Genomic DNA, 24,211 nt, shown 5'->3' on the forward strand with positions numbered 1-24,211 from the left:
GTCTGCCCGCCGTCCGGCTCACGTAAACTCAATCCTCTCTTTCTAAGGAAGACGCACCATGAAGCAGGTCTTTGCATGGCGATCCATGCTGTTTGTTCCCATCACCAACGATCGCTTCATTCAAAGCGGGCTGAAGCAGCCAGCCGACGCCATCCAGCTCGACTTGGAAGACAGCGTCGCGCTGGACCTGAAAGCCCAAGCGCGCGCGCGCGTGGCGGAAGTCTCTAAACAGTGTCACGAGCAGGGCAAGGACGTCATCGTGCGCGTGAATCGCCCGTGGCGCCATCTGGTGCGCGACATCGAAGCCAGCGTAGGCCCTCATGTGCATGCGCTGACCTTGCCCAAGGTGCCCGACGCGGGTTTCGTGCGCTCGGTGGCAGAGATCATCGAGGAAGTCGAAATCGAACGCGGCATGACGCCCGGCCATACGCGGCTGATCGTCATGGTCGAAGACGCCGAGGGCCTGCACAATATGAACGAGATCGCGGCCGCGCATCCTCGTGTCTGCGCCATGATCATCGGCGCCGAGGATCTGGCGGTGTCGCTGCAGATGGCGGTGACGCCGGATTCGCTGTACGTCCCCAACGTCATGGCGGTTGCCGCGTGCCGTCGCGCGGGCATTGCGCCTGTCGGATTCGTGGGCTCGGTCGCGGATTTCGCCGACCGCGAGGCGTTTCAGAAAACCGTCGAGCGGGCCGCCGCACTGGGTTTCGAGGGCGCGTTCTGCATCCATCCCAGCCAAGTGCCAGCCGCCAATGCGGCGTTCGCACCTTCCGCCGAGGCCGTGGATCGCGCGCGCCGACTGATCAAAGTGTTCGAGGAAGAAAAAGCCCGGGGCCGCTGGGCCTGCACGTTCGAAGGCCGCATGGTCGACGCGCCCGTGGTGAAACAGGCGCAGCGCGTGGTGGAAAAAGGCGAGGCGTTCGGGCTCTGAGCGTTGCGTTGAGTTAAACGCTGGCGGCGCGCTGCTGCTCCTCTTCCAGGCTCTGTTCCTCGCCCAGCGCGGCGACGTCTTCGACCATGGCGACTTCGCCGCCGGCATGGCCATCGTCCACGGACACCGGCGCCTGCACCACATCGGGCTCTGGCGATACCATTTCCATCCCGGCATCAGCTTCGATATCGACCCGCGGATCCAGCGTCACCGCCGCAGGAGAACTCTGCAAGCTGTCCGGCATGGGAACGAAATGCGTGGGCGCCTCGTCCACCTGATGCGCCCCCGTCACCTTGGCCGGACGGACGAAGGCCACCAGCACCAGCGCGCATACCGAGACAAAGATGTAATACATGTTGGGGCTGACCGCAGACATCAGGATGCCGGCGATCATCGGCCCCAAACATGCGCCCACGCCATAGGTCATCAGCAAAATCGCGCTCAGGCTCACGCGCCGTTCGGATTCCACGTGGTCATTGGCGAATGCCGCGCCCAGCGGATACAAAGTGAACTGCAAGACGCCAAACACGCAGGACAACAACACCAACGCCCAGAACGGCAGCTCAAGCCACCCCCATAGCAAAGCGGGCAGCACCACCAGGATCATGGCGTTGAAACGAATCAGGCCCGCGCGGTTGATCCGATCGGACAACCAGCCCATGGGCCATTGCGATAACAACCCGGCGGTGACGCCCGCCGCGACAAAGAGCGCCGATTCGGCCGTGCTCATGCCGTATTTGGAAGCGAACACGGGCGCCAGACCATAGAAGGCGCCGGACAAATTCCCCGCAATGAAGATCACGGTCAAAGACAACGGTACGCGCTGGCGAAAGAATCGGATATCCAGCGGTGCCGGCACGGGCGTGGGCGGGTGAGAACGGGCCGTCAGCGCGATGGGCACGAGGCACAAGGTCAGGCATGCCGCCACGACCACCAGCGGCTGCTGGTCCAGGGTCGTATACGCGCTCAGAATCAACTGGCCCAGCACCGTGCCCAGGCCCGACACCACCATGTAGACGGAAAACACACGCCCGCGCTGGTGGTTTTCGGTTTGTTCGTTCAGCCAGCTTTCGATGACCATCAGCTCGGTCACCATCACGATTCCGGACACCAGGCGAAACAACAGCCAGACCGGCATCGAATCGACCACCATCTGCGCGAGAATCATGCAGGTGGATATCGCCGCGCACGCGACGAACGCGCGGATATGGCCCACGCGGATGATAAGTTTGTGCCCCATCCGGGCACCGCACACCAGCCCCAGGTAATAGCCGGCAATCAGCGCGCCGACCCAGATTTCGCTGACGGACTCGGCAGTCAGCTTCAGGCCCATATAAGTATTGAACAGGCCGGTGCCGATGAGCATCAGCAGCGTCGCCACATAGAGCGACGAAAAGGAGGAGATGGTGGTCAACATGAGAACAAACCAAACGCATACGGCGCGGCGCTTGTGGCGCCACGCCGTTGACTATCACGGCATTAAATCTGCGACAGCAGGGTGGCTGCGTCGCTGACTTCGAATTTGCCGGCTTCTTCGATATTCAATTGGGTAACGACGCCGTCTTTCAAGAGCGCCGAATAGCGCTGCGAACGCACGCCCATACCGCGCGCGATCAGATCCAGCTCCAGGCCCAGGGCACGCGTCCATAGCGCGGAACCATCGGCCATCATGCGCACTTTACCGGCGGTCTTTTGCTCGCGGCCCCAGGCGCCCATTACGAACGCATCATTGACGGCCACGCACCAGATTTCATCCACGCCCTTGTCTTTGAGGGCTTGCGCCTGCTCGACATAGCCGGGCAGATGCTTGGCCGAGCAAGTCGGGGTAAAGGCGCCAGGCACGGCGAACACGGCAATCGTCTTGCCCTTGACCAGGTCTGCGACCTGAAACGCATTGGGGCCCACGGAACAGCCATTGCCCTCGGTTTCAAAAAACTCGGTCAGGGTGCCATCGGGCACGCGATCGCCGACTTTGATCGTCATACATTCTCTCCAGGTGGACGCAAAAATGCGGAGCGACCATCGCTCCGCCAGCCCTCATCATAGTGCTAACCCAAGAGCTTGAGGGATCCTGGGACAATTTCAGCCCAACGGCGAGATCCCTACGCAACACCTTTCAGGACGCCGCATCATGACCCTGAATGGTGAAGGGTTATCGCGCCGCGCCCCCGGCTCGCGCGCCTCGACTATCATAGGGCGCATGCGCAAGGCGAAATCCAGGCGCTTCCGCGTTCAATTTTTAATGTCATGTTGCTGTCCATGTCCTCTGAATCCCCTACGCTTAGTCATCTGGACGAGTCCGGTCAAATCCGCATGGTCGACGTCGGCGCCAAGACCGAAACCGATCGCGTCGCCATTGCCGCCGGCCGGGTCCGGATGAACGCCGTCGCCTACGGGCTGCTGACCCAGCCCGGCCAGGGCAAGGGCGAAGTCCTCAATACCGCGCGGGTGGCCGCCGTGCTTGCCGCAAAACGCTGCGCCGAGCTGATCCCGCTGTGCCACAGCTTGCCACTGGCTTTCGTCGGGGTGGATTTCGCGCTGGATGACGAGAGCCACACCGTCGAGGTCCGCGCCACTTGCCGCACCCGTTACAAGACTGGTGTGGAGATGGAAGCGATGACCGCATGCAGCGTCGCGGCGCTGACGATCTACGATATGTGCAAGGCGGCCGATAAGGGCATCGTGATCGAAAACGTCCATTTGGAATACAAAGCCGGAGGAAAAAGCGGTGAATGGCGCAACGGTTAATCTTCTGTATTTCGCCCGCGTCGCGGAGTTAGTCGGTAAGCGCGGCGAGAGCTGGCCGCTTGCTACGCCCACGACAGGCGCGCAGCTGCTGGAGGCCTTGCAGGAACGCTATCCAGATCTCGCCCCTGCTGCACGCTTGAAACTCGCGATCAATCAAATGCACGCGAAGGCAAACGCGACCATCGCTCCAGGAGACGAAGTCGCGATTTTCGAACCCGTGACCGGAGGTTGACCATGGTCATTGTTCAAGAAGCCGATTTCGATAGCGCGGCCTTGCTGGCCGGACTGCGTGAGCAGGTGGGTGGGCAGGCTGGCGCCATCGTGACCTTTACCGGCTATGTGCGCGATTTCGCGCCGGGCCAGGAAACCGACACTTTGTTCCTGGAACACTATCCCGGCATGTGCGAACGCGAGCTGGAAACCATCGCGGCCACGGCGCGCGAGCGTTGGCAGCTCGCCGGCACGGTGATCGCACATCGTGTGGGTGCGCTGACCCGAAGCGCGCAAATCGTGTTTGTCGCGGCGGCGAGCGCGCATCGAGGCGATGCGTTTCGCGGATGCGAATACATGATCGATGCGCTCAAGACGCGCGCGCCTTTCTGGAAACGCGAGACGCTGGCCGATGGCAAGAGCTTTTGGGTGGAGCAGCGCGCGGCCGACCATGAACGCACCGAATCCTGGGAATCGCCTGCCGCCGCGCCGCGTGCAAACCAGTGAGCCTTTAATACGTAAGACGCATGAATAACGATCTGCTCGATTTCGAACGTGCCCAGGCGCTGTTGGCGCAGGCGGCATCGCCCCTCGGCGGGCAAGAAACCGTGACCCTGATGCAAGCCGTGGGACGCGTGCTGGCACAAGACGTGACGGCCACCCTGGATTTGCCGCCGGCCGACAACAGCGCGATGGACGGCTATGCCATCCGATTCGCCGACTATCAGCCCGGCGCACGGCTACCCGTTCAACAACGCGTTTTTGCCGGTGAAATGCCTGCGCCATTGGAGGCGGGCCAAGCCACGCGTTTGTTCACCGGCAGCCTGATTCCGCCGGGCGCCGATACCGTGGTTATTCAGGAAATCACCCGCGAGGCCGACGGTCACGTGGAGATCCTGCAAGCGCCCACGCAAGGCGAATTCGTGCGCAAGCGCGGCATGGATACGACCGCGGGCAAGACCTTGCTCACCAGCGGCATCCTGCTGGAGGCCGCGCATATCGCGTTACTGGCCTCGCAAGGTCTGACCGAGGTGCCCGTGTTCAAACCGGTACGCGTCGGCGTGTTGACCACGGGCGACGAATTGGTGAACCCCGGTGAAGCGCGCGCGGCGCAACAGATCTACAACTGCAATGGGCCCATGCTCGCTGCCTTGGTGCAAAAGACCGGGGCGCAAGTCATACACGTGCTGCACGCACGCGATAACGAAGCAGACCTACGCACGGCGATTCAAACCATACTCGCCGACTGCGATCTGTTGTTGAGCATCGGCGGCGTATCCGTGGGCGAGAAGGACTTGGTCAAGCCCGTGCTGGAATCGCTGGGCGGCCAGCTGTCGCTGTGGAAAGTGCGCATGAAACCGGGCAAGCCCGTCGCGCTCGCGCATATCGACGGCAAACCCATTGTGTGCCTGCCCGGCAATCCGGTGTCGGTGTATGCCGTCTACACCATGCTGGTATCACCGCTGGTGCGGCGCATGCAGGGGCGCGCCAACCTGTTTCCTCAGGTCACGCAAGCACCGATCCGGCTGGCGCGCCCGCATAAGGACAGCCGCGAGGAATTTCTGCGCGTGCAATGCCGTCAGACCGCGCAAGGCACTACCGAGCTGATCCCGTATCCGAATCAGGATTCCTCGGTCATCAGTTCTATGCCATGGGCCACGGGTCTGGCTCGCACCCCGGCGGGCGAAACCGTCAACGATGGGGATATCGTGCGGTATTACGACGTCGCGCACTGGCTGGCGTAATGTCCTCGACCGGGGCGCGTTAGACCGGGGTGCGTGACGTCAATGTTATCCGCCCCCGGTCAGCGCGGCGCCGCGGCCTCCACGTTAGCCGCCGATATAGCTCATTTCGACCTTGCGCTCGCCTACGGGCAGGACCGGAGCGCCTTCCGAACGCAGCTCTGAATAACGGTCCTCGCGCTGGCTCCAGATGCCAGCCATCGCGCGGGCAACTTCCTCATCGTCGGCGCCGCTACGCAACAGACCGCGCAGATCATGCCCCTCCGAGCCAAACAGGCAGAGAAAAATCTTGCCCTCCGGCGACAGGCGCGCACGGGTACAGCCGCTGCAGAACGCCTGCGTGACGCTAGAAATGACGCCGATCTCACCGCCACCATCGGTATAGGCCCAGCGCTCGGCCACACGGCCCATCACGTCGGCTTCCAAGGCGGTCAACGGAAATTCCTGGCCGATGCGCTGCAGCACCTCGCTGCTGGGCACGACTTCCTTCATGTTCCAGCCGTTCGTGTTGCCCACGTCCATATATTCGATGAAACGCAGCACCTGCCCGGTATGACGGAAATGACGCGCCATGGGCACGATCTGATCGTCGTTCAGACCACGACGCACGACCATATTGACCTTGACCGGCTGCAAGCCCGCCTCGGATGCGGCCGCGATACCGTCCAGCACATCCACGGGCGTGTATTTGCTGTCGCTCAGGCGCGCGAACATCTCGGCGTCCAGTGCATCCAGGCTGACGGTGACCCGGTTCAACCCCGCGGCCTTGAGCGCGGCGGCTTTACGACGCAGCAAAATGCCATTGGTGGTCAATGTCAGCTCTAGCGGCTTGCCGGCAGGCGTACGCAGCTCGGCCAACATACCGATCAACACTTCAATATTCTTGCGCAGCAGCGGCTCGCCGCCGGTGAGCCGGATTTTCTCTACGCCCAGTTGCGCGGCCAACCCTGCCACACGCGTGATTTCCTCGAACGATAGCAAGGCCGAGTGCGGCATGAAGGTGTAGTTCCCGTCGAACACCTCGCGCGGCATGCAGTAGGTACAGCGAAAGTTACAGCGGTCCGTGACGGAAATACGCAGATCGCGCATCGGACGCGCGAGCCGGTCCAGCACCGGTTGCCCGGCGGCGGGCAGCGTCCCCTGCGGCACAGTCGCAGTACGAAGCGCAGTATGGTCGGCGAGGAAAATCACTTTGCTCATGTAACTATCATATCGCGCAATGGCCGGTGGGCCATCAGACGCCAAATGCCTCTTTCAAGGTGACGATACGCCCCGTATCGCCGGTGTCATAACCCGGCAACTGGCCGACATAGGCGAGGTATTCTTCGCCGCGCAGGATTTTCAACAGATCCTGCATGGCCGGCGTGTCCAAAGACGTACGGCGAATCGCGAAGAAATACCGTTCTCGCACCAGCGGCACAAAATCCAGCCCAAACCGCCCCGCAGCCGTCTGCACGCCCACACCCGTATCGGCCATGCCACTGGCAATATGCGCGGCAATCGCCATATGGGTGAACTCATTGGTCTCGTAACCCTGCACCGCGCTGGTCGAGATTCCCGCGCGTTCCAACATCAGTTCCACCAACAGGCGCGTACTCGAACCGATCTGGCGGTTCACAAAACGCACGTCCGGGCGTGCGAGATCGGCCATGCCGTGAATCTGTTTCGGGTTGCCCGGCATCACGAAGAGACCAGTATCGCGTATGGCCAAGTGGATCAGCAGATAGTCATCAGAGGACAGCCATTGCGCATAACGCGTAAGAATAGGCCGCTCGAATTCGCCCATCGGAATCTGAAAGCCCGCCAGATCGCATTCGTGACGCTCGAGCGCGGCCAGGGCTTCGATGGCGGTGCGATACCGTAGCTCCAGGCCCGGTTCGCGCGCGTTCATGTGCTGCATCAGCGTCTGGACGGCAAAGCCATGGCTGGCGTGCAGCCGCAGATACGGCACAGTTTCGGGTAGCAGCTTCTCCAGTTCTTTTTGCAGTTCAGAGGCGAGGCTGTCCAGCGTGGGCATGAGCCTGGCCTCGATGCGGCGATTGGCCCACAGCAAGCGCTGGGCAAAAGCGGATAGCTTGGTGCCCTGCCGGCGATTCGTGATGAGCAACGCCGTACCAAAAAGCCCCTCGAATCGCCGCAGCACACCCCAGGCGTGGCGGTATGACAGCTCGCATTCCTTGCACGCGCCGGCGATGTTGCCACTGGCGTCGATGGCCGATAGCAATCGCAATAGATCCTGCAGCGATTGCGGTGCCTCGTCGGGCCCGCTTTCCAGGACCCACGACGGCCGCAGGGCAACCCGGAACTTATATGTCATACATTTCCTATTGAACTACGCCGATCGGCCGGTTAGAGTACGCGAAATACGCGGTCCCGCTCGAATTAATGTGATTTTAAAAGCATATTATCAAAACGCGGGCGTGCGATTGAATTGATTTGCTTGAGACTGTCCCAGGAGACCAGCATGCTCAGTGCGCAGGCACACCCCCATTCCCCCGGCAGCGCCGGCGCCCATGGGGGCGAATCGACGCTCGCGGCAGCGCGCGCGTCCGCCTCGCCCGCCGTTGTCACGGCAGCGGAAGTGGCCTCGCGCTGGCGCGAACAGCCCGGCGCGCTGTTGCCCATCCTGCATGAAATACAGCATGCGCTGGGCTGTATTCCGGCCGACGCGGTGCCTGTCATCGCCGAGGCCTTGAATCTGTCTCGCGCCGAAGTGCATGGCGTCATCACGTTTTATCCGCATTTCCGCACCGAGCCGGCAGGCCGTCACATGCTGGAGGTCTGCCGCGCTGAAGCCTGTCAGTCCATGGGCGCGGATCGCCTGATCGCGCATGCAAAGCAGCATCTGGGCTGCGACTTTCATCAAACCACGGCCGACGGCGAATTTACCCTTGAACCCGTCTACTGTCTGGGACTGTGTGCACAGTCGCCCGCGGTCATGTTGGATGGTCAGCCGCATGCACGCGTGAGCGCGGAGAAACTGGTGCGCCTGCTGAATCAAGCGCGGCAAAGCAAAGCGGAGGTGCAGGCATGAGCACCGGTGTTCTCCATTCGAATGCGACGGATACCCAGGACGCCGTCACGATCTATTTACCGCGCGACGCCGCTGCCCTGGCGATGGATGCCGATGCCGTCGCGCACGCTATCGAAGCCGAAGCACAACGTCGCGGCGTGCCCGTCCGGCTGGTGCGCAACGGTTCGCGCGGTCTGTTGTGGCTGGAGCCCTTAGCAGAAGTCGTCACTCCGGCGGGTCGTGCCGCTTATGGTCCTGTGCAGGTTGAAGACGTGGCTGAGCTCTTCGACGCAGGCTGGTTACAAGGCGGCGACCATCGCCTGCATCTCGGTCTGACTGAAGAAATTCCGTATCTGAAAAAGCAGCAGCGCCTGACCTTCGCGCGCGTGGGCGTGATCGATCCATTGTCGCTAGACGACTATGTATCGCACGAGGGCATGCAGGGCCTGCGCCGTGCTTTAAACCTGTCGCCCGAGCAGATCGTCACCGAAGTGACAGACTCGGGCCTGCGCGGGCGCGGCGGCGCGGCTTTTCCCACCGGCATCAAATGGAAAACGGTGCTGACGACACCGGCCGAACAGAAATACATCGTTTGCAACGCGGACGAAGGCGACTCCGGCACGTTTTCGGATCGCTTGTTGATGGAAGGCGATCCTTTCACCCTGATCGAAGGCATGGCCATCGCCGGGCTGGCCGTGGGCGCCGCCTATGGCTATATCTATGTGCGTTCGGAATATCCGCATGCGATTGCCACGCTACGCGAGGCGATCGCCCGGGCGCGCGCGGAGGGATGGCTAGGCGATGATATCCAAGGCACGGGCAAGCGCTTCGACCTGGAAGTCCGCACCGGCGCGGGCGCCTATATCTGCGGCGAAGAGACCTCGCTCTTGGAAAGCCTGGAGGGCAAACGCGGCGTGGTGCGCGCTAAACCGCCGCTGCCCGCCATTGCGGGTCTGTTTGGCAAGCCGACTGTCATCAACAACGTAATCTCGCTGGCATCGGTGCCTATTATCCTGGCCCGTGGCGCGCAGTACTACCGCGACTATGGCATGGGCCGCTCGCGCGGTACCCTGCCTTTCCAACTGGCCGGCAATCTCAAGCACGGCGGGCTGGTGGAGTTGGCGTTTGGCGTGACTTTGCGCGATTTGCTGGTCGACTTCGGCGGCGGCAGCGCCTCGGGACGGCCACTGCGCGCGGTGCAGGTGGGCGGCCCGTTGGGTGCGTATCTGCCGGAATCGCAATGGGATGTGCCGTTGGACTATGAGGCCTACATCAATATCTCCGCCATGGTGGGCCATGGCGGTATCGTCGCGTTCGACGATACCGTCGATATGAGCCATATGGCGCGTTATGCGATGGAGTTCTGCGCGGTGGAGTCCTGTGGCAAATGCACGCCCTGCCGCATCGGCGCGGTGCGCGGCAAAGAGACCGTGGACAAGATTCGCGCGGGCGGTCCGCAGCGCGAGCAACATATCCATCTGCTGCGCGATTTGTGCGACACCATGCTGGGTGGCTCCTTATGCGCGCTAGGCGGCATGACACCCTACCCCGTGTTGTCCGCGCTAAATCATTTCCCGCAGGACTTCGGCATCGTCCAAGACTCGCCGTCCGCCCATCAAACCGCCTCTCAGCAGGCCTGATCCGAACGAGAACCGCCATGCTCGAAACCGTTATCAAACGCGAACGCGATATGGGCACGCCCGCCCGGGACTTGAACCCGGACGCGCGCCTGATCACCCTGACGATCGACGGCCAGGAAATCTCCGTACCGGAAGGCACGTCGGTGATGCGCGCGGCCGCCGAGGCCGGGATCAATATTCCTAAACTCTGCGCGACCGACAGCCTGGAGCCGTTCGGCTCCTGCCGGCTGTGCCTGGTGCAGATCGACGGACGTCGAGGCTATCCCGCATCGTGCACCACGCCGGTCGAAGACGGCATGGTGGTCTACACCGAAACGCCGAAGCTGCACGACCTGCGCCGTGGTGTGATGGAGCTTTATATCTCCGATCACCCGCTCGACTGCCTGACCTGTCCCGCCAATGGCGACTGCGAACTGCAGGACATGGCGGGCGTCGTGGGTCTGCGCGCGGTGCGCTATGGCTATGAGGGCGAAAACCATCTGAAAGCCGAGACGGATGCCTCGAACCCGTATTTCTCCTACGACCCGTCCAAGTGCATTGTCTGCAATCGCTGCGTGCGCGCTTGCGAGGAAACCCAGGGCACGTTTGCGCTGACCATCTCCGGCAAGGGTTTCGCATCACGCGTGACAGCGGGCCAGAATCAATCGTTCCTGGAAAGCGATTGCGTGTCCTGTGGCGCCTGTGTGCAGGCTTGCCCCACCTCTACCCTGCAAGAAAAGTCCGTCATCATGATGGGCCAGGCCGAGCATTCCGTCATCACGACCTGCGCGTATTGTGGCGTGGGCTGCGGCTTCAAGGCCGAGATGAAGGGGCAGGAAGTCGTGCGCATGGTGCCGTGGAAAGACGGCAAGGCCAACCGGGGCCACGCCTGCGTGAAAGGCCGGTTTGCCTGGGGCTACACGACGCATAAGGAACGCGTGCTCAAGCCCATGATCCGCGAGCGTATCACTGACCCCTGGCGCGAAGTTTCCTGGGAAGAGGCGCTGGCCTACACCGCATCGGAGTTTCGCCGCATTCAGAACAAGTATGGCCGTGACTCGGTGGGTGGCATCACGTCCTCGCGTTGCACCAATGAAGAAACCTGGCTCGTGCAAAAGCTCGTGCGTGCGGCCTTCGGCACCAACAACGTGGATACCTGCGCGCGCGTATGTCACTCGCCGACAGGTTATGGATTGAAGCAGACGCTGGGCGAATCGGCCGGCACGCAGACGTTTGATTCCGTCATGCATACGGACGTGGTGGTGTTGATGGGCTCGAACCCCAGCAGCGCACACCCAGTTTTTGCGTCGCGCCTGAAACGCCGCCTGCGCCAAGGCGCGCGGTTGATCGTCATCGACCCGCGTCGTATCGAGCTGGTGGATTCCCCGCACATCAAGGCGGACTATCACCTGCCCGTTCGCCCCGGCACGAACGTCGCGCTGTTGACGGCGATGGCGCATGTGATCGTCACCGAGGGCCTGGTCGCCGAGGATTTCGTCGCCCAACGCTGCGAAGCCAAGGCCTTTAACGAATGGCGCGAATTCGTGGCGCGCCCCGATAACTCGCCCGAAGCGACGGCAGAGGTCACGGGTGTACCCGCCGCCGATGTGCGTGGTGCGGCGCGCCTGTACGCGACGGGCGGCAACGGATCGTTCTACTACGGTCTGGGCGTGACGGAACACAGTCAGGGCTCTACCGCAGTGATGGCGATTGCCAACCTCGCGATGGCCACGGGCAACATCGGCCGCGAAGGCGTGGGTGTGAATCCGATGCGCGGTCAGAACAATGTGCAGGGTTCCTGCGATATGGGTTCGTTCCCGCATGAGTTGCCTGGCTACCGCCATGTGTCGGATGACGCTGCGCGTGCGCTCTTCGAGGCTGACTGGGGCGTGACGATCCAGCCCGAGCCCGGCTTGCGTATTCCCAATATGTTCGAGGCAGCGCTGGCAGGATCGTTCAAGGGCCTGTACTGCCAGGGCGAAGACATCGTGCAGTCGGATCCCAACACGCAGCACGTCGCCGCCGCGCTGTCCGAGATGGAATGCATCGTGGTTCAAGACCTGTTCTTGAACGAGACGGCAAAGTACGCGCATGTCTTCCTGCCGGGCTCTTCGTTCCTGGAAAAAGATGGCACCTTTACCAACGCCGAGCGCCGCATCTCGCGCGTGCGCAAAGTAATGGAACCGCGCAACGGCATGGCGGACTGGGAAATCACCATGGCGCTGGCCAACGCGCTGGGCTATCCCATGAATTATCGTCATCCCAGCGAGATCATGGACGAGATCGCGCGCCTGACACCCACGTTCTCGGGCGTTAGCTACGCCAAACTTGATCGCATGGGTAGCCTGCAATGGCCCTGCAATGACGAAGCCCCCGAAGGCACGCCCATCATGCACATCGACGCGTTCGTGCGTGGCAAGGGCAAATTCATGATTACCCAATACATCCCCACGGAAGAACGCAGCACGCGCAAGTACCCGCTCCTGCTGACTACGGGACGCATCCTGTCGCAGTACAACGTGGGTGCGCAAACGCGGCGCACGCCTAACGTGGCCTGGCATAGCGAGGACGTGCTGGAGATGCATCCACAGGACGCCGAGGACCGTGGTGTCACAGAAGGCGATTGGGTTGGCATACAAAGCCGCTCGGGCGAAACGGTGCTGCGCGCGACGATCACCGATCGGGTACAACCGGGTGTGGTATATACCACCTTCCATTTCCCAGAATCGGGCGCGAATGTCGTGACCACGGACAATTCGGATTGGGCCACTAACTGCCCTGAATACAAGGTCACCGCGGTTCAGGTGTTGAAAGTCTCCCAGCCATCCGAGTGGCAACGCGAGTGGTCGCGCTTTACCGATACGCAGCAACAGCTGCTACACAGTCGCGAGCGCGGATCCGAACTGGCGATGGTGACCAAATAACCTCTCACACGCCCCGCGCCATGGACCACCACCCGCCTAGCTCTCAGTCGCGCATCGACTTTGCACAGACCTCTGTGCGCCGTATCCGCGCGGGCGAGATCGAGGCGGCCACGCAAACCGAGCGCGTTGCCGAGGAAACACCGATCGCGTTGGAGTACAACGGCATCAGTCATGCGACGATGCTGGCTTCGCCTGCCGATCTGGAAGACTTCGCGCTGGGTTTCTCCTTGACCGAGGGCATCATCGGGCGCGCCAGCGATGTGCGCGGCATCGATGTCGTGGCGCGCCCTGACGGGATGATCGTGCAGATCGAAATATCGAGCGCATGCGAAGTCCGGCTGAAAGAACGACGCCGCGCCATGGCCGGACGAACGGGTTGCGGGTTGTGTGGGGTGGAAACCTTGCCGGAAGTACTACGTCCAGTTCAGCCGGTCGCCGACACTGCACCCATCAGCATCGCGTCGGTATTGCATGCGATGCGCAGCCTGCGCGCGCACCAGCCCCTGCACGACCTGACGGGCGCCACGCACGTGGCTGCCTGGGCGGATTCGGAGGGCCAGATACGGCTGGCGCGCGAGGACGTGGGCCGCCACAATGCCTTGGACAAGTTGATCGGCGCCCTGTCGCGCAACGACGTTTCCTCATCGCACGGCATGGTCCTGGTATCTAGCCGCGCGAGCTTTGAGATGGTGCAGAAATGCGCATCCGCTGGCATAGGCGTGCTGGCTGCCGTCTCGGCGCCTACCGCGCTGGCGATCCGCGTTGCGCACAACGCCAACGTGGCATTGCTGGGCTTTGTCCGCAATGCCGACGCTACCCTTTATACCCACGCTGAACGCATTCAGAACTGACGCATCATGGACATCGCCAACTTGATCCGCATGGCCAACCGCATTGGCGATTACTTCGCCGCCTATCCTGATCGCGAGGAGGCCATGGAGGGCGCGGCCACCCATATCCAGAAGTTCTGGGAACCGCGTATGCGCGTGGCATTATTGGATTTTCTCGCGGCGCATGAGGATGGTCAGAGCGATGACATCCAACTGCATGCGCTGATGCGTGATGCCGTGGTCAAGTACCAGGCGCGCCTGACGCCCGCCCGGGCTGTTTGACGATAAATATCGCGGCACGAGGTAGGATTCACGCCCGAGACAAACGCCATAAGGAGGTAATCTCCGCCGCCCGCGCGCTGTGCAAGGGGTCGCTGGGATCGGACGCGCGGCCATGCGTGGGGCGTGCATCCAATCGATCCACGACAGACAGGCCCGCGTCTTCGATAAGCGACAATAGCTCGCCCGGTTGACGCAGCCCCAGATGCTCGGCCAGATCCGACAAGATGAGCCAGCCCTCGCCATTCGCGCTTAGATGCTGTGGCAACCGTTTCAGATACTCGCGCAACATCCTGCTGTCCGGGTCATAAATCGCATATTCCACCGGCGCGCTAGGCCGCGCGGGCAACCAGGGCGGGTTGCACACGATTAACGGCGCCTCGCCCTCGGGGAACATATCGGCCTGCAACAAGGTGACGTGTTTATCCAAGCGTAGGCGAGCCAGGTTCTCACGCGCGCAAGCCAAGGCCCGCGGGTCCTGATCGGTCGCGATCACCTCGATCACGCCACGCTGCGCCAGGACGGCGGCCAGCACGCCCGTCCCCGTTCCGATGTCGAAGGCTCGCGCGTGATCGGCCGGCAGCGGCGCGCGCGCGACCAGATCGATATATTCGCCGCGCACTGGGGAAAAAACCCCATAGTGCGGATGAATGCGCGCATTGAGCGCTGGAATAGGCACGCCTTTTTTTCGCCACTCATGGGCGCCGATGATGCCCTGCAATTCACGCAACGACGCCAAATAAGGCCCTGGCGCGGGACCGAAGGCTTCCAGGCACGCTGGCCTGACATCGGGCGCGCGGCGCAGCATCACCGTGTGATCGGCATCAAAGGGCAACAACACACTGCCCAGTATCCGCGCCCGCTGCGATTGCGCCTGACGGTGGCGGTTAAACGCATCCAACGGGGTTGCGGCCGGCTTGCGCGGTTTTTTATCGATACGCCGGGCCAGCGCCTGCACCAGCTGCCGTGCATTGTGAAAATCCCCACGCCAGAGTAGCTGCGTCCCCTCGCACACCAGTCGATAAGCGGCATCGGCTGACAGTGTGTCATCGGCGATCTGGATACGCGCCGGCACGGGCGCACCCGATTCGGAACGCCAGAATGCGGATTGGGGCTGACCGGATTCGGTCCATTCAACGAGGGGCAATGCGGACATGGCGATAGACAAGAAAGGAGTCCCCGGCAATGTAGCAGTTTCCCGTTGGTAGGGTCGCGCCATCGCGCAGACCGTCGGCGTAGACGGCGCAGCCGTAGCACAGCTCCCCCGCTTAGACATCGAACCCTTGCAGCAACCGCAACCCGAAACCCATCGCGGTGGCCACGTCGCCTGGCACTTCCCAACTCTATTTTTGGGGACAGCGTGACGACTGACGACACTGAACAACGTAAAATGTCGGGCTTCCTGCTTCCACATGCTCCCCTGATGAACCTTGACCGCCTGCGTCGTGAATTTCCCGACTTCGACATAACCACCCTGCCCTCCCTACCCGAGGGGTACGTCGACACGTCGGCCTACATCGATGCAGCGCCCTCATTCGAGAACGCGGAGCGCGGTTTGAAAGTGTATGTCGACTACGCCAACTATGACGACCGCGAATCCGGCCGGAGCGAGCGCTTCTGCGTTTCGCGCTACGACGAGGAAGAGGGCGACTACGAAGACGTCGCTCTGTCGACTAACGACTGGGCCGAAGTCATCCGCTTCCTGAGCGCTTGAACGCGCTCGCGGAACCAGCGTGCCGTAGCTGCGCCACCCGGCCACGCGCGACCTGCTGGGTCGCAGGCGTGGCCGTCCACTAAGGCTGCCCGATCCCCGTCAGCCCGACCAAGCCGCCCAACGCAAGCAACCACAAAGGATGCACGCGTGAAAACGTCGCCACCACCGCGACAATGGCCGTAATCGCGCCCAGCAACCAGGTATGCACCGATGCCTCGGTAATGAGCGAGGCGCTAGCTGCAACGAGGCCCACGGTTACGGGGAAAATCCCGGTCTGCACGATACCGCGCCATGGCTTGTCCTTGAACCGTTCCCATAATCCCAACGCGATGCCAGTCAGTATCGAAGAGGGACCGAACTTGGCGATCGTTGCTACCAGCGCCCCCTGCCATCCCGCGACCTGCCATCCGACCAGCGTCACGATCATCATGTTCGGCCCGGGCGCGGCCTGGCTTAACGCGAAGAGCGCGCTGAATTCGGCGGCCGTCATCCAGCCATGGACCTCGACGACTTCCCGCTGCATCTCCGGCAGGATCGTATTGCCGCCGCCAAACGCCAGTACCGAAAGCTGCGTGAAAATAATAAAGAGGGCAATCAATACGGAAGTCATCGACGCAGCCTCCAGCTGACCAGGATACTGATAGGCGTCAACACCAACATGGTGGACACCAAGGGAAAACGCAGCACCGCGATGCACACGAAACAGATCCCGGCCACGGCAATGCCAAACCACTGCCCGCGCAATGGGCGGGCAATTTTGACCGCCATCGAGATCAGCAAGCCCGCGGCGGCGGCGGCCAGACCGGCGAACAGATGCTGAATATGCGGATCGTTCGCGTAGCGGTCGTACACCATGCCCAGTGAGATGATGATGAGCGATGGCGCCAGAATCAGGCCCATCAGCGCGACGAAGCCACCTTTGACCCCACGAAATTTCAGGCCTAAAGCAACGGACATATTGATCATATTTCCGCCGGGCAGAAACTGGCACAGACCCAGCAATTCCGTAAACGCGTCGGGCGAGAGCCAGCGGTTCTTCTCCACCACCATGTGTCGCGCCAACGGCAATGCGCCGCCAAATGCCATCACGCCCAGCAAGAAAAAGTTTTTGAATAGCGCCCAGCAGGTAGGCGGCGAGCTAGTGACACCGGTGGCATCGAAGGTAGGAGGGGATGAAGGCATCGAAGGGTCCTGCAATGTCTAGAAAATGACCGGCCCCCGCATTGGCGCGAAAACAGTGTCAGCATGAGCACCGGAAACGGCACGAAGCCTACTCCTGAGTGGAAAAGACCGCAACGCGGGCGCCGGGGCTGTCCCGTCTAAGCCGACGCCAACATCGTCGGCTCGTGGCAAACCGCGCCCGCGCGCGAACCCTCTCGTGCATTGACTTAGAATGACAGCCCCTTATCGCGCCCAGCGCATGCGCAATGTCCAGCCCTAGCTCTCAGACGCCGTCGTCGCTCACTCCCATCCTCCTGCTCATCCTGGCCATGGCTTCGCTTCAGGGCGGTGCGGCGCTGGCCAAGACGCTCTTTCCCGTGATCGGTGCGGAGGGTACGTCCGCATTGCGTTTGTTGTTCTCCGCCTTGATGCTGCAGCTCTATTTCCGGCCGTGGCGGGTACGGATGAACGCGCGCGGCTGGGCGCTGATCGTGGCGTATGGCCTGTCGCTAGGCGGCATGAACCTGCTGTTCTATATGTCGTTGCGCACGATACCGCTAGGGATCGCGGTGGCGCTGGAATTCACCGGGCCGCTGGCCGTGGCGCTCTTGACCTCGCGCAAACGCATGGACTTTCTATGGATCGCGTTGGCGGCCGTGGGGATCTCGCTGTTGATTCCGCGCGGGTTTGCATCGCAGCCGCTGGACCCCGCCGGGATGATGTATGCGCTGGCGGCGGGGCTGTGCTGGGCGGCTTATATTGTGGTGGGCAGACGGGCGGGCCAAGCCCACGGCGCGCAGACAGTCGCGCTGGCCTCCACGGTGGCCGCGCTATGCCTGCTGCCCATCGGGCTGCTGCACGCCGGATCCGCGCTGTTTGCCCCCGATATTCTGCCTTGGGCGCTCGCCGTGGCGCTGCTCTCGAGCGCCCTGCCCTATGCCCTGGAAATCAATGTATTGCCGAAATTGCCGGTACGTGTGTTTGGCACACTGCTGAGTCTGGAACCCGTTCTGGGCGCATTGTGCGGCTTGATGTTCCTGAAGGAAACCTTGACCTTCATGCAATGGATGGCGATCCTGGCCATCGTCACGGCCTCGGCCGGCATCACGCTCGGCAATCGGCGCGCCTCGGAGAAAGCATCAACATCTAAGCGCAGGTGCCGTCGCTAGTAGGATCCAGAGGCAGCAGACCAGCTGCCTCTGCGATTACCCGATCAGTCGCGGAAGTTCTGAAACTGCAGAGGCAGATCCACGTCCGTCTTGCGCAGCAAGGCGATCGCTTGCTGCAAGTCATCGCGTTTCTTGCCGGTCACGCGCAGCTTGTCGCCGTTGATCTGGCTTTCGACCTTGAGCTTGGCGCCCTTGATGGCGGCGATCAGCTTTTTGGCCACGGGTTGTTCTATCCCTTGGCGCACCGTGATTTTCTGCCGCGCGCCACCCAGGTTCTCCAACGGAGCGTCGACCTCCAGGCACCGCACATCGATCCCGCGCGCCGACAGACGGCCGCGCAGGATATCTATCATCTGCTTGAGCTGAAACGCGCTGGGTGCGCTTTGCGTGACGACAAAACCTTCGAGTTCGAATTTGGCGTCGGTTCCCTTGAAGTCAAAGCGCGTGGCCAGCTCGCGATTGGCCTGATCGACCGCGTTGCTGAGTTCGTGTTTATCTACTTCGGACACCACGTCAAAACTGGGCATGGATGCATCCTACGAAAAATGATTCAAAACCAGTGCCGCCAAACCGGCGACACTTTTCACACAGAATGCAAGTGTAAGACCTTTCGAGCAGCTATGATGCCCCAGGCGCGGCACGCCTTATCCCCGAAGCCGCCATAATGAGGACGAACTACGATGTTTTATAGCATTCTGAAGCTCGCGCATCTGCTCGCCATCGTGCTTTGGGTAGGCGGCATGATTTTCGCGCACTGTTTTCTGCGTCCGTCGTTGGGCGCATTGGAAGCCCCGCACCGACTGCGCCTGATGCAGGATGTCTTAGGCCGCTTCTTCAGTGCGGTACTCGGCGCCGTAATTGTGGTGCTGGCCAGCGGCGCCTGGATGATAGGACGCACGGCGCGTCAGGTCGCGGAAACGGGTGGCAGCTTTCAGATGCCGCATGCCTGGATCACGATGGCGATTCTGGGCGTGGTCATGGCGGCAATCTTTGGCCATATTCGTTTTGCGCTCTATCCGCGCCTGGATCGTGCGGTACAGGCCGCGCAATGGTCCGACGGCGCGAACGCCATGGCCGCGATCCGGAAATGGGTCACCGTGAACCTGGCGCTGGGCGTGTTGACCATTGCGGTCATCATGCTCGGTTGACGCGCCGGTAGTGACGCGGCCCGCCGGAATCATCCAAGCGGGCCGCGCGACAGGCGAGTCAGAATCAATCCACGGTCGCACCCGACATCTTCACGATTTCAGCCCAGCGCTCGATATCTGCTTTGTGCACTTTCTCGAACGCGGCCTGGCTCGGATCCGACGGCGGCGTAATGCCTTGGGTTTCGATCAGCCAACGCTGAAACTCAGGCTTGCTGATCTCTTCGATCACGGCTTCGCTCATGCGCTTCTGAATGTCGGCGGACAACTTGGCCGGCCCGAACAGACCATACCAAGTGCTGCTTTCATAGCCCGGCAAGCCACAACCTTCGGCCACGGTGGGCACATCCGGCAACGCCTCCATGGGTTTGGAAACGGTCACACCCAACGCGCGCGCCTGGCCAGATTTCACCGCGGCGATGGACGCCGCGCTCTGGTTAAAGAAGAAATCTACCTCGCCCGATAGCAGCGCCGTCATCGCGGGACCTTGGCCCCGATACGGCACATGCACGATATCCACATCGGCCATCTTGGTAAACAATGCGCCAGCCAGATGGCCCGAAGCGCCGTTGCCGGTCGAGGCGTAGTTCATCTTGCCGGGATTCTTGCGTGCCAGCTCGATCAAGTCCTTGCAGGTCTTGATATCGGGATGTTTCTGCGGATTCACGAGCAGCACGTTGGGCACATCGCCCAACAACGCGATATGGGTGAAGTCGTTCCACACATCGAACGGCAGCGTCTTGTACAGCGACGCGTTGATCGCGTGCGTCCCGGCCGTGCCGAACAGGAACGTATAGCCATCGGGCGCCGAACGCGCCACGACGTCAGAAGCAACGTTGCCACCCGCGCCGGTGCGGCTCTCGGCCACGATGGGCACGCCGAGTTTTTCCGATAATCCTTGGCCGAGTTTACGCGTGTACAGGTCCGTACCGGCACCTACGGGAAACCCGCCAACGATGGTGATAGGACGAGTGGGCCACTTGGTGTCCTGCGCCATGGCGGGCGCGAGCGAGGCCAGCGTGAGAGCCGCGACAGCGGCTAATTTGAATCGACGCAACATAGTAGTTCCCCTTGGTGATGTGCTTACTACTGACTACATGGTTTAGGTCAACTGCTTGACGGCCTGCGCGATGCGTTGCAAGGCCGTCTTCAACTGCGCCTCCGAGGTGGCGTAGCTGATACGGAAATACGGCGCCAAGCCAAAGATCGTGCCGGGCACGACGGCCACATCGTGATCCAACAACAGGTATTCGCAGAAGTCGGCATCGGTCTCCAGACGTTTGCCCTTGGGTGTGACACGGCCCAGTACGCCCGCGCAGCTTGCGTAGGTGTAGAAGGCGCCCTCGGGGCGGCGACAACTGAGACCCTCGATCGCGTTCAAGCCATCGACCACCAAGTCACGACGTTTCTGGAAAGACGCACGGCGTTCGGCCAGCACCTCCTGTGGACCATCCAGCGCCTCGATGGCGGCGGCCTGACTGATCGAGCACGGGTTCGACGTGCTCTGACTTTGCACCACGGCCATGGCGGCGATGAGTTCCTTGGGCCCGCCCGCGTAACCCAAGCGCCAGCCCGTCATGGCATAGGCCTTGGACAGGCCGTTTACCGTCAGGGTGCGCGACTTCAGGCGCGGCTCGACCTGCGCCATGGTCTTGAACGCAAAGTCGCCGTAAATCAGATGTTCGTAAATATCGTCGGCCAGAATCCACACATGCGGGTGGCGCAACAACACGTCCGCCAACGCGCGCAGATCGGCTTCGCCATAGGCGGCGCCTGTCGGGTTCGACGGCGAGTTCAGCATGACCCAGCGCGTGCGCGGCGTGATGGCGCGCTCGAGGTCCTGGGGCTGCATGCGAAAGCCGTTTTCTTCGCGGCAAGCGACTTCGACAGTCTTGCCGCCCGCGATCGCGATCATGTCGGCATAGGACGTCCAATACGGCACGCCCACGATGACTTCATCGCCTTCGTCCAGCGTCGCCATCAAGGCGTTGTGCAGCACTTGCTTGGCACCGGCGCCGACATTGATTTCGTCCAGCCCGTAGGTCAGGCCATTTTCGCGCTCGAACTTGCGGGCGATCGCGGCTTTCAAAGCCAGCGTACCATCGAGCAGCGTGTATTTGGTTTCACCGGCATGAATCGCACGGATAGCGGCTTCTTTGACATTGTCGGGAGTGTCGAAATCGGGCTCGCCCGCACCCAAGACAATCACGTCACGCCCTTCGCGCTTGAGCTGCGCGGCGCGCGCGCCAATGCGCAGGATCTCGGATACCGCAATCTTGGAGATGCGGCTGGCACGGCGAAACGCGGGGGAATCCATAGACATTGCTTAACCTATCACTCTGCAAAGCTGCGCCGACCGCGGCGCAGCTGGGTAAAAAACGCCTCTTACAACGCGGCGGTCACCATGATTTCGACCAGGATATCGGGCGCGGCCAACTCCACCGAGCCGCAGCAGCGCGCAGGCGCTTGCCCTTGCACGATCCAAGCGTCGTAGACTTCATTCATGGCGTTGAAGTCGCTCATGTGCTGCAGCCAGATCGTGACGTTGAGCAGCTTGGATTTATCCGTGCCCGCGGCGGCCAGCATCTCGTCGATCTTGGCCAGCACCTGACGGGTTTGACCAGCGGCATCCAGGCTGCGGTCATCGGCGGTATGGCCGGCGAGATAAACCGTGCCGTTATGAATCACGGCGCGCGAACGGCGGGTATTCTGATCCAGACGGGTGATGGGCGCGCTCATTGTTGAACTCCTTGGCCCGAGATACGGCGGCAGTGGTTCAGCGCGGCCTGGAACAGGTTGTCGCTGGCCTCGGGCGTACGGAAGGCCGAGTGCGCGGACAAGGTCACATTTTCCAGCTTGGTCAACGGATGATCCTTGGGCATCGGTTCCGTCACGAACACATCCAGACCGGCATGCAGGAGCTTGCCGGACTTCAACGCCTCGATCATCGCGTCCTCGTCGACCAGCGCGCCGCGCGCGGTGTTGATCAGGATCGCGCCGTCGCGCATGGATTGAATGCGCTCGCGCGTGATCATGCCGCGCGTTTCGTCGGTCAAGAGCAGGTGCAGGGACACGACATCGCTCGTGGCCAGCAGTTCGTCCAGTTCGACGAAGGTCACGCCGGGGTGCGTTTTGGGGCTGCGGTTCCAGGCGATAACTTTCATGCCCGCGCCCGTGGCCAGGCGCGCGAGTTCAGCGGCGATACCGCCAAAGCCGACCAAGCCGAGCGTCTTGCCCGTCAGTTGCACCGCGTCGCTGCGCAGCCAGTTGCCAGCGCGCATTTCACGGTCCATACGGCCGAAGTTCTTGGCCGAGGCCCACATCAAGGCAAACGCGCATTCGGCCACGGCCGTATCGCCATAGCCCTTGATGATGTGCACTTCGATGCCGATTTCGGCGAGCTCTTCCGGGTTCATGTAGGAACGCGGGCCCGTGCCGAGGAAGACGACGTGCTTCAAGTTCTGGCATTGACGCGCGATGTCGGTCGGCAGATGCGTATGGTCGATGATGACAATCTCGGCATCGCCCAGCGCGGCCGGCACTTGCTCGGACGTAATGTCCGGTTGGCGATTGATGATCAACTCCAGATCATCGGGGCGATGCAGGCGCTCTGCAACGGCCGCCAAAGTGGGGTTGGCGTCAATGAAAACAGCTTTCATGAAATCTTCCTCGGTAAGAGTGCTTCGGAAAACAAAACGGCAGATGAATGTCGGTGCGTTTTTGCGGAGATGGGTTATGAAAAAGCCGAAACAAAGCGGCGATGGATGAACGCTCGCGTCCGGCGGTTCCGGTAGGAAAGTAAGTGACCCGGCTTACCCTCCCTGCTCCGCGGAGGCCAGCTCTTTCGCGCCTTCGACAAATCGCGATTCCGCATAGTCGGCCAAGGCGTTGCCGGTATAGATCTCGGCATAACCCGCGCGCGTCAATTCGATAACTTGATCCAAATGCTTTTCGATGTGCTGGCTCATCAGCGCCTGCACCGTAGCCTGATCGCGCGCTTGCAGCGCGCGAACGATATCGGGGTGATCGTTACGCGTCTGCGACCGCCGCACTTTCAAATCGATCCAGCGCGGAAAGCGCAAGCGTTCATTAATGGACCGCACCGAACGCAGGAATTCGGGATTGCCCGCCAGCGCGGCGAGACGCTCGTGAAAGGCTTCGTCCAGCGATAACAGGCGTAGCGCCTGCGCGTCGCTTTCTACCTCGTCGCGGCTGCCTTCGACCATTCGGGCCAGATCGGCCAGTTCCTCGTCAGTCGCGCGCTCGCAGACCAGCCGCACGACACCCAGCTCTACGGTGGCGCGGTATTCGTACAGCGCCATGAGCTGTTTGGCGTCAAGCGGACGCACGGAATAGCCACGGTTTGGCGTCGCGATCAGGAAGCCCTCAGCCGCGATGCGATTGAGCGCCTCGCGCACGGGAGTGCGGCTGACGCCCAGTTGGCGCGCCAATTCCAGTTCGTTGACCTTTTCCCCGGGCCGAAGCCGGAACGTCGTGGCCATGGCCTTGATACGGTCATAGACGGCGCCGTGAGGACTCGTCACAACGTGTGGTTCGGAGACAACTTCCATGGCTTACGCACGTAGAAAAGTGGATAGCCACTATCTTGCCCGAGTGCACACCAAGTTGTCTACACCATCTGAATAATTTTTTGTATACACTTTGTTTTTGGGCGCGATCCCGCGCGACCCGTCGGATCGACGAGCCCATGAAGCGCGGATGT

26 protein-coding genes are annotated in these 24,211 nt (G+C 61.7%); 13 read left to right on the forward strand and 13 right to left on the reverse strand.

The window, feature by feature from the left end; all coding sequences use genetic code 11:
• The first annotated feature begins 58 nt into the window (after positions 1-58).
• Complete coding sequence (locus GOQ25_RS05015; RefSeq protein WP_160349343.1) at positions 59-934, forward strand: CoA ester lyase; 876 nt, start codon at positions 59-61, stop codon at positions 932-934.
• Between the two features lie 13 nt (positions 935-947).
• Here the strand turns inward: GOQ25_RS05015 and GOQ25_RS05020 are convergent, their stop codons facing one another.
• Positions 948-2,351, reverse strand: a complete 1,404-nt coding sequence (locus tag GOQ25_RS05020) for an MFS transporter (RefSeq protein WP_160349344.1) — start codon at positions 2,349-2,351, stop codon at positions 948-950.
• Positions 2,352-2,413: 62 nt separating this feature from the next.
• The gene (locus GOQ25_RS05025; protein ID WP_160349345.1) at positions 2,414-2,917 is read right to left on the reverse strand and encodes a peroxiredoxin; all 504 of its coding nucleotides are present in this window, start codon (positions 2,915-2,917) and stop codon (positions 2,414-2,416) included.
• 276 nt (positions 2,918-3,193) lie between these two features.
• Between GOQ25_RS05025 and moaC the strand changes: the two genes are divergently transcribed.
• The 4 genes from moaC to glp are packed head-to-tail and all read left to right on the forward strand — an operon-like array spanning position 3,194 to position 5,637.
• Positions 3,194-3,682 (forward strand): cyclic pyranopterin monophosphate synthase MoaC, encoded by a 489-nt coding sequence (gene moaC / locus GOQ25_RS05030; RefSeq protein ID WP_160349346.1) that lies wholly within the window; start codon positions 3,194-3,196, stop codon positions 3,680-3,682.
• Entirely contained in the window at positions 3,663-3,914 is a 252-nt protein-coding gene (locus GOQ25_RS05035) for a MoaD/ThiS family protein (RefSeq protein WP_160349347.1), read from the forward strand. Before moaC ends, GOQ25_RS05035 begins: the two co-directional genes overlap by 20 nt.
• 2 nt (positions 3,915-3,916) lie before the next feature.
• Complete coding sequence (locus GOQ25_RS05040) at positions 3,917-4,399, forward strand: molybdenum cofactor biosynthesis protein MoaE (RefSeq protein ID WP_160349348.1); 483 nt, start codon at positions 3,917-3,919, stop codon at positions 4,397-4,399.
• Positions 4,400-4,431: 32 nt separating this feature from the next.
• Positions 4,432-5,637, forward strand: a complete 1,206-nt coding sequence (glp, locus tag GOQ25_RS05045) for a gephyrin-like molybdotransferase Glp (RefSeq protein ID WP_160349419.1) — start codon at positions 4,432-4,434, stop codon at positions 5,635-5,637.
• A gap of 84 nt (positions 5,638-5,721) precedes the next feature.
• Here the strand turns inward: glp and moaA are convergent, their stop codons facing one another.
• On the reverse strand, positions 5,722-6,834 hold the full coding sequence (moaA, locus tag GOQ25_RS05050) for a GTP 3',8-cyclase MoaA (protein WP_160349349.1): 1,113 nt from the start codon (positions 6,832-6,834) through the stop codon (positions 5,722-5,724).
• A gap of 34 nt (positions 6,835-6,868) precedes the next feature.
• Positions 6,869-7,951: a substrate-binding domain-containing protein gene (locus GOQ25_RS05055; RefSeq protein ID WP_160349350.1), complete on the reverse strand. Its 1,083-nt coding sequence runs from the start codon at positions 7,949-7,951 to the stop codon at positions 6,869-6,871.
• Between the two features lie 147 nt (positions 7,952-8,098).
• On the opposite strand from GOQ25_RS05055, the gene GOQ25_RS05060 reads away from it, so the two are divergent.
• The 5 genes from GOQ25_RS05060 to GOQ25_RS05080 are packed head-to-tail and all read left to right on the forward strand — an operon-like array spanning position 8,099 to position 14,302.
• A complete protein-coding gene (locus GOQ25_RS05060) occupies positions 8,099-8,668 on the forward strand; it encodes a formate dehydrogenase subunit gamma (protein WP_160349351.1) in 570 nt (189 codons plus the stop codon).
• The gene (locus GOQ25_RS05065; protein WP_160349352.1) at positions 8,665-10,287 is read left to right on the forward strand and encodes an NADH-quinone oxidoreductase subunit NuoF; all 1,623 of its coding nucleotides are present in this window, start codon (positions 8,665-8,667) and stop codon (positions 10,285-10,287) included. The genes GOQ25_RS05060 and GOQ25_RS05065 overlap by 4 nt, the downstream gene beginning before the upstream one ends.
• A gap of 17 nt (positions 10,288-10,304) precedes the next feature.
• Complete coding sequence (gene fdhF / locus GOQ25_RS05070; protein WP_160349353.1) at positions 10,305-13,190, forward strand: formate dehydrogenase subunit alpha; 2,886 nt, start codon at positions 10,305-10,307, stop codon at positions 13,188-13,190.
• Between the two features lie 20 nt (positions 13,191-13,210).
• The gene (fdhD, locus tag GOQ25_RS05075; protein WP_160349354.1) at positions 13,211-14,041 is read left to right on the forward strand and encodes a formate dehydrogenase accessory sulfurtransferase FdhD; all 831 of its coding nucleotides are present in this window, start codon (positions 13,211-13,213) and stop codon (positions 14,039-14,041) included.
• Positions 14,042-14,047: 6 nt separating this feature from the next.
• The gene (locus GOQ25_RS05080; RefSeq protein ID WP_160349355.1) at positions 14,048-14,302 is read left to right on the forward strand and encodes a formate dehydrogenase subunit delta; all 255 of its coding nucleotides are present in this window, start codon (positions 14,048-14,050) and stop codon (positions 14,300-14,302) included.
• A 28-nt stretch (positions 14,303-14,330) separates the two neighbouring features.
• Here the strand turns inward: GOQ25_RS05080 and GOQ25_RS05085 are convergent, their stop codons facing one another.
• A complete protein-coding gene (locus tag GOQ25_RS05085; protein ID WP_160349356.1) occupies positions 14,331-15,455 on the reverse strand; it encodes a class I SAM-dependent methyltransferase in 1,125 nt (374 codons plus the stop codon).
• Between the two features lie 204 nt (positions 15,456-15,659).
• Between GOQ25_RS05085 and GOQ25_RS05090 the strand changes: the two genes are divergently transcribed.
• Positions 15,660-16,013: a hypothetical protein gene (locus GOQ25_RS05090; protein WP_336603768.1), complete on the forward strand. Its 354-nt coding sequence runs from the start codon at positions 15,660-15,662 to the stop codon at positions 16,011-16,013.
• A 79-nt stretch (positions 16,014-16,092) separates the two neighbouring features.
• On the opposite strand, the gene GOQ25_RS05095 is transcribed toward GOQ25_RS05090, so the two are convergent.
• Positions 16,093-16,623 (reverse strand): chromate transporter, encoded by a 531-nt coding sequence (locus GOQ25_RS05095; protein WP_160349357.1) that lies wholly within the window; start codon positions 16,621-16,623, stop codon positions 16,093-16,095.
• Positions 16,620-17,195 (reverse strand): chromate transporter, encoded by a 576-nt coding sequence (locus GOQ25_RS05100; RefSeq protein WP_160349358.1) that lies wholly within the window; start codon positions 17,193-17,195, stop codon positions 16,620-16,622. Before GOQ25_RS05100 ends, GOQ25_RS05095 begins: the two co-directional genes overlap by 4 nt.
• A gap of 245 nt (positions 17,196-17,440) precedes the next feature.
• Here GOQ25_RS05100 and rhtA point away from each other — a divergent pair, with 245 nt between their 5' ends.
• The gene (gene rhtA, locus GOQ25_RS05105; protein ID WP_160349359.1) at positions 17,441-18,343 is read left to right on the forward strand and encodes a threonine/homoserine exporter RhtA; all 903 of its coding nucleotides are present in this window, start codon (positions 17,441-17,443) and stop codon (positions 18,341-18,343) included.
• A gap of 44 nt (positions 18,344-18,387) precedes the next feature.
• On the opposite strand, the gene GOQ25_RS05110 is transcribed toward rhtA, so the two are convergent.
• Entirely contained in the window at positions 18,388-18,870 is a 483-nt protein-coding gene (locus GOQ25_RS05110) for a YajQ family cyclic di-GMP-binding protein (protein ID WP_160349360.1), read from the reverse strand.
• Positions 18,871-19,023: 153 nt separating this feature from the next.
• Between GOQ25_RS05110 and GOQ25_RS05115 the strand changes: the two genes are divergently transcribed.
• Positions 19,024-19,491, forward strand: coding sequence for a CopD family protein (locus tag GOQ25_RS05115; RefSeq protein WP_160349361.1), 468 nt, complete (start codon positions 19,024-19,026; stop codon positions 19,489-19,491).
• A 64-nt stretch (positions 19,492-19,555) separates the two neighbouring features.
• Here the strand turns inward: GOQ25_RS05115 and GOQ25_RS05120 are convergent, their stop codons facing one another.
• From GOQ25_RS05120 to GOQ25_RS05140, 5 genes are all read right to left on the reverse strand, one after another.
• Positions 19,556-20,548: a tripartite tricarboxylate transporter substrate binding protein gene (locus tag GOQ25_RS05120; protein ID WP_160349362.1), complete on the reverse strand. Its 993-nt coding sequence runs from the start codon at positions 20,546-20,548 to the stop codon at positions 19,556-19,558.
• Between the two features lie 42 nt (positions 20,549-20,590).
• Positions 20,591-21,811 (reverse strand): pyridoxal phosphate-dependent aminotransferase, encoded by a 1,221-nt coding sequence (locus GOQ25_RS05125; protein WP_160349363.1) that lies wholly within the window; start codon positions 21,809-21,811, stop codon positions 20,591-20,593.
• A 62-nt stretch (positions 21,812-21,873) separates the two neighbouring features.
• Positions 21,874-22,227, reverse strand: coding sequence for a RidA family protein (locus tag GOQ25_RS05130; RefSeq protein WP_160349364.1), 354 nt, complete (start codon positions 22,225-22,227; stop codon positions 21,874-21,876).
• A complete protein-coding gene (locus tag GOQ25_RS05135; protein ID WP_160349365.1) occupies positions 22,224-23,147 on the reverse strand; it encodes an NAD(P)-dependent oxidoreductase in 924 nt (307 codons plus the stop codon). Before GOQ25_RS05135 ends, GOQ25_RS05130 begins: the two co-directional genes overlap by 4 nt.
• A gap of 153 nt (positions 23,148-23,300) precedes the next feature.
• Positions 23,301-24,059, reverse strand: a complete 759-nt coding sequence (locus tag GOQ25_RS05140) for a GntR family transcriptional regulator (RefSeq protein ID WP_160349366.1) — start codon at positions 24,057-24,059, stop codon at positions 23,301-23,303.
• Positions 24,060-24,211 lie beyond the last annotated feature (152 nt).

Origin of the sequence: Bordetella sp. 15P40C-2 (genome assembly GCF_009763235.1) — a bacterium.
Taxonomy (GTDB): Bacteria; Pseudomonadota; Gammaproteobacteria; order Burkholderiales; family Burkholderiaceae_B; genus Bordetella_A.